Annotated in this window: 6 protein-coding genes and 1 pseudogene; 4 read left to right on the top strand and 3 right to left on the bottom strand. The window is 72.0% G+C overall.

Annotated elements, in window-relative coordinates; translation table 11 throughout:
• Positions 1-206 (bottom strand): annotated as a pseudogene (locus ACFQ4O_RS15460) (tRNA (guanosine(37)-N1)-methyltransferase TrmD); the annotation flags it as partial.
• A gap of 150 nt (positions 207-356) precedes the next feature.
• On the opposite strand from ACFQ4O_RS15460, the gene ACFQ4O_RS15455 reads away from it, so the two are divergent.
• The 3 genes from ACFQ4O_RS15455 to ACFQ4O_RS15445 all read left to right on the top strand — a co-directional run bounded on the left by ACFQ4O_RS15455 (position 357) and on the right by ACFQ4O_RS15445 (position 1,794).
• Positions 357-863, top strand: coding sequence for a GNAT family N-acetyltransferase (locus tag ACFQ4O_RS15455; RefSeq protein WP_378776916.1), 507 nt, complete (start codon positions 357-359; stop codon positions 861-863).
• A gap of 127 nt (positions 864-990) precedes the next feature.
• Positions 991-1,527: an inorganic diphosphatase gene (gene ppa, locus ACFQ4O_RS15450; RefSeq protein WP_378776914.1), complete on the top strand. Its 537-nt coding sequence runs from the start codon at positions 991-993 to the stop codon at positions 1,525-1,527.
• A gap of 45 nt (positions 1,528-1,572) precedes the next feature.
• On the top strand, positions 1,573-1,794 hold the full coding sequence (locus tag ACFQ4O_RS15445; RefSeq protein ID WP_378776912.1) for a hypothetical protein: 222 nt from the start codon (positions 1,573-1,575) through the stop codon (positions 1,792-1,794).
• A 327-nt stretch (positions 1,795-2,121) separates the two neighbouring features.
• On the opposite strand, the gene ACFQ4O_RS15440 is transcribed toward ACFQ4O_RS15445, so the two are convergent.
• Both ACFQ4O_RS15440 and ACFQ4O_RS15435 read right to left on the bottom strand, forming a co-directional pair.
• Positions 2,122-3,195 (bottom strand): MBL fold metallo-hydrolase, encoded by a 1,074-nt coding sequence (locus ACFQ4O_RS15440; RefSeq protein ID WP_378776910.1) that lies wholly within the window; start codon positions 3,193-3,195, stop codon positions 2,122-2,124.
• A complete protein-coding gene (locus tag ACFQ4O_RS15435) occupies positions 3,192-3,656 on the bottom strand; it encodes a YaiI/YqxD family protein (RefSeq protein WP_378776908.1) in 465 nt (154 codons plus the stop codon). The genes ACFQ4O_RS15440 and ACFQ4O_RS15435 overlap by 4 nt, the downstream gene beginning before the upstream one ends.
• Before the next feature lie 104 nt (positions 3,657-3,760).
• On the opposite strand from ACFQ4O_RS15435, the gene ACFQ4O_RS15430 reads away from it, so the two are divergent.
• A partial coding sequence (locus ACFQ4O_RS15430) for a glycosyltransferase (RefSeq protein ID WP_378776906.1) occupies positions 3,761-4,584 on the top strand: 824 nt, incomplete at its 3' end.

Here is a 4,584-nt window from a genome sequence, read left to right as displayed (position 1 = left end):
GCCGCCGTCACGTCGGCGCGCAGCACCATGCCCGGCCCGCCGCCGGCGGGCGTGTCGTCCACCGCCCGGTGCGCGCCGAGCCCGTGGGCGCGCATGTCCTGCGCCTCGAGGCTCCAGAGACGGCCGAGCGCCTTGCCCGCCAGCGCGTGGCCGAGGGGTCCTGGAAACATGGCCGGATAAAGCGTGAGCACGGTCGCGCGCCACATGAGGCGGCCTCCGGGAATCGTGATCGGAACGACGGCGGCGTCCGCCAGCTATGGCGGTCCGGCCTCCCGGCGTCCACCGCCGCGACGTGTCGTCCAATCGTCGCGATTCCCGCTTGTCGGCCTGCGCGGGCGGGGCTTACTCTGCCTCTTGTGAGCACCGTCGAGATCGAGATCCGACCTGCGCAGGGGGCCGACGCCGCGGCCATCGCGGCCGTTCACGACGCCGCCTGGCGCAACGCCTATCGCGGCCTGATCCCCGGACGCGAGCTGGAACGGATGGTGGAGCGGCGCGGGCCGTCCTGGTGGTCCGGCGCGCTGAAACGCGGCAGCCGCGTGAGCCTGCTGATGTTCGGCGGCGAGGTGGTGGGCTACGCCAGTTCGGGGCGCAACCGCGCCTCCACGCTCGGCGTCGCGGGCGAGGTCTACGAGCTTTATCTCAAGCCGGAATATCAGGGCCTCGGCCTCGGCCGGCGGCTGTTCTCGGCCGCGCGGGGCGATCTGGCGAGCCGCGGGCTCGCCGGGGCGGCGGCGTGGTCGCTCGCCGGCAACGACGCCGCCTGCGCCTTCTACGCCCGGCTCGGCGGCCGGCTGACCGCCCGCGGCGTGGAGCATTTCGGCGACGTCACGCTGGAGAAGTTCGCCTACGTCTGGCGCTGAGGCGCGACGGTCTTCCCGCCGCGGCTTCGTCTTTTGTGCGATGCGGCGCCCTTGCCACCGGCCGCGCCCCTCCGCTACAGACAAGCTGCCCGCCGCAGACGTACATCCTCAAGGATATTCGAGCCCCATGCTCATCGACGCGATCTCCATCGGCAAGAACCCGCCGGACGAAGTCAACGTGATCATCGAGGTGCCGATCGGCGGCGAGCCGATCAAGTACGAGCTGGACAAGGCGTCCGGCACGCTGGTGGTCGACCGCTTCCTCTACACCGCCATGCGCTATCCGGGGAATTACGGGTTCATCCCGCACACCCTGTCCGACGACGGCGACCCGATCGACGTGCTGGTGGCCAACACCCGCGCCATCGTGCCCGGCGCGGTCATCGCCTGCCGCCCGGTCGGCGTCTTCCGCATGGAGGACGAGAAGGGCCAGGACGAGAAGATCATCGCCGTGCCGACGCCCAAGCTGACGCGCCGCTACGAGAACGTGTCCAACTACACCGACCTGCCGGACATCACGCTCAAGCAGATCTCCCACTTCTTCGAGCACTACAAGGATCTCGAAGGCGACAAGTGGGTCAAGGCGCTGGGCTGGGGCGACGCCGCCGAAGCCAAGACCATGATCCTCGAAGCGATCGAGCGCGCCAAGACCGCCAAGGGCTGACGCGTCGGCGGCGGCTGAGACGCTTGAGGAAGCCGCAGGAGAGAGATGAGCGTCGCGAAGCGGATCGTCGGCGCTCTGCTCGTCTTGATCGCCGCGCCAACGGCGATGTTGGCCGTGGGCGTGGGGTTCGGCGCCATCGGCGGCATGATGGCTCAGTGCCCGGATGGCGCCGATTGCTCGGACGCCAGAGGCGCGACTGGCGTGGCCGTCGTGCTGTTTCTGGCGTCCGTCGCCGCCATCTGGGGCGGGATCCGGCTGCAATCGTAATCGCCCCGAGTTTGCGGGCTGCACAATCGCCGTCAGCGCTTACGAACGAAGCGCCCCGGCCGCCGCGCTCCACCTGAAACACCAGCGTTTCTGGGTCCCGGCTCAAGGCCGGGACAAGGGGGAGCGAGGCCCACCGCGCCTGCGCTTCGCCATGGGGCGCGAGCCATACGCTTATTAGTGCGAGCGAGGCGAACTTCTTGTCCCGGCCTTGAGCCGGGACCCAGACACGTCAGCGCTTACGAACGAAGCGCCCCGGCGGCCGCGCTTTACCTTGAAACACCAGCGTTCCCGGGTCCCGGCTCAAGCCCGGGACAAGGGGGGCTCCCTTCAGCCCGTCCACACCTCGCCGGGCCTGAGCGCCCGAAAATCCTCGGCCGCGATCCCCGCCGCCGTCCGCGCCTCGGCCAGCGCCTGCTCCGGCGCGTCGATCGCTTCCGCCGTGAGCTGGAACGTGCCCCAGTGCATGCCGACGGCCTGCTTCGCGCCGACCGCGCGCAGGATCGCGATGGCGTCGTCCGGGTTGGCGTGCTGGTCGCGCATGAACCAGCGCGGCTCGTAGGCGCCGACCGGCAGCGCCGCCAGACGGAACGGGCCGTGGGCGCGCCCGATCTCGGAAAAAATGGTTCCGGGGCCGAGCGCCGTGTCGCCGGCCACGTAGATGCGGTTGTCCGGCCCGGCGTCGATGACGAAGCCGCACCACAGCGCCTTGCGCCGGTCGTTCACGCCCCGCGCCGACCAGTGATAGGCCGGCGTCAGATGCACAGTCACCCTGTCGGAGAGCGGCGCGCGGGCGCCCCAGTCGTAGGATTCCGCGGCGATCTTCGGATCATGCGCCTTCATGATCGTCCCGTTGCCGAGCGGCGTGATCACCCGCGGCGCGTCGCGGGCGGCGAGCCGCGACAGGGTCTCCACATCCAGATGGTCGTAATGGTTGTGGGTGACGAGCACCGCGTCGATCTTCGGCAGGTCGTCGAAGGCGACGCCCGGCGGGTTCGCCCGCTTCGGCCCGGCGAAGCTCACCGGCGAGCAGCGCTCCGACCACACCGGATCGACCAGAATGTTGAGCCCCTGCGTCTGGATCAGCAGGCTGGCGTGGCCGATCATGGTGACGCGCAAGGCGTCGCCCTCCCCCCGCGCCGGGGGCCGCGCGCCGGCGTAGGGGCTCGGCCAGCTGTCCGGCCACTCGGCCTTGTCGGAGAACCAGACGCCGCGCCACAGCTCGCCGAAGGACTTCGACCAGGGATGATCCGGATTGAAGAAGCGCACGCCGTCGAAATGGTCGGTGCGCGGGCCGGCGTAATAGGGGTTCTTCGCCCGCGCCTGCTGCAGCCAGGCCGCGCCGCCGCCGGCGGCGCCGAGCCCGAGCACCGCGAAGATCTTGAAGAAGCCGCGCCGGGTCATGCGGGCGTCCGCCCTTTCGCCAGCCCCCGGCGGACGGCGATGTCCAGCGCCTGAAGGAAGCGCGAGCGGTCCTGCGGGCCGAAGGGGCGCGGGCCGCCGCCGGCGACGCCGATTTCCCTGAGGTGGCTCATCAGCTCCCGCGTGGCGAGCGCCGAGCCGATGGAGCTGTCGGTGAAGGGCCGCCCGGTGGGGCCGAGCACCGCCGCGCCTTTCGGCAGGCAGCGGGAGGCGAGCGGGATGTCGGCGGTGACCACCACGTCGCCGTCGCCGCAGCGCTCGGCGATCCAGTCGTCCGCCGCGTCCGGGCCCTCGGGCGCCAGCTCGAACCGCACGAAGGTCTCGCGCGGCGTCACCATGAAGCGGTTCGCCACCACCACCACGTCGACCCCATGGCGGGCGGCGACCTTGTACACCTCGTCCTTGACCGGACAGGCGTCGGCGTCGACGTAAACGATGGTCATGCGTCTCCTCTGGCGGCGGCCGGGGAAAACGCGATACCACAGCTCCGCCCGCTCGCCACATGTGGTCCGCGCGGGCCGCCCCCTCAAGAGAGCACGGAGCGGCCTTGTCCGCGCATCCCCTCGCCGGCCGCGCCATTCTGCAGATCCTGCCCGCGCTCGACGCCGGCGGCGTGGAGCGCACCGCGATCGACGTGGCCGCGGCGCTCGTGCGCGTCGGCGCGCTGGCGCTGGTGCTGAGCGAAGGCGGGCGCGGCGTGGCGGAGCTTGAAGCCGCGGGCGCCGAGCATGTGCCCTTCCCCGCCGCCACCAAGAACCCGCTGCGCATGGCGGCCAATGTAGGCCGGCTCGACGCGCTGATCGAGGCGGAGGACGTGGCGCTGGTCCACGCCCGCTCCCGCGCGCCCGCCTGGAGCGCGCTCGCCGCGGCGCGGCGCACGGGCCGGCCCTTCGTCACCACCGCCGCCGGCATCCACCGCTCCGGCCCAGCGCCGAAGCGGCTCTACAACTCGGTCATGGCGCGGGGCGATCTGGTGATCGCGAACTCCGCCTTCACCGCCGCGCATCTCGCCCGCGAGCACGGCGACCTCGGCCCCCGCGTCACCGTCATCCCGCGCGGGATTGACCTCGCCCGCTTCGATCCCGCCGCCATCGCGCCGGAGCGCGTCGCGGCGCTCCGGGCGGCGTGGGACGCGTCCCCCGACGCCCGAATCGTGCTGCTCGCCGCCCGGCTGACGCGCTGGAAGGGCCAGTCGCTGCTGCTGAAGGCGATCGCCCGGCTGAACCGGCCGGACGTGCTGGTGGTGATGGCGGGCGACCCGCAGGGCCGCGACCGCTACCGCGAGGAGCTGCTGACGGAGGCCGCCGCGCTCGGCCTCGGCGGCCGCGTTCGCCTCCCCGGCCACGTGGCCGACGTGCCGGCGGCGCTGGC

It is taken from the genome of Methylopila musalis (assembly GCF_042679725.1).
Taxonomy (GTDB): Bacteria; Pseudomonadota; Alphaproteobacteria; order Rhizobiales; family Methylopilaceae; genus Methylopila; species Methylopila musalis.
Note: the sequence above shows the minus strand (reverse complement) of the source record. Positions and strands in the feature narration are given on the sequence as shown.

Bases quoted from the DNA above. Each gene is read 5' to 3' on its own strand.
- ACFQ4O_RS15440 (WP_378776910.1), bottom strand. From the start codon at position 3,195: ATGACCCGGCGCGGCTTCTTCAAGATCTTCGCGGTGCTCGGGCTCGGC.
- ACFQ4O_RS15445 (WP_378776912.1), top strand. From the start codon at position 1,573: ATGAGCGTCGCGAAGCGGATCGTCGGCGCTCTGCTCGTCTTGATCGCC.
- ppa (WP_378776914.1), top strand. From the start codon at position 991: ATGCTCATCGACGCGATCTCCATCGGCAAGAACCCGCCGGACGAAGTC.
- ACFQ4O_RS15435 (WP_378776908.1), bottom strand. From the start codon at position 3,656: ATGACCATCGTTTACGTCGACGCCGACGCCTGTCCGGTCAAGGACGAG.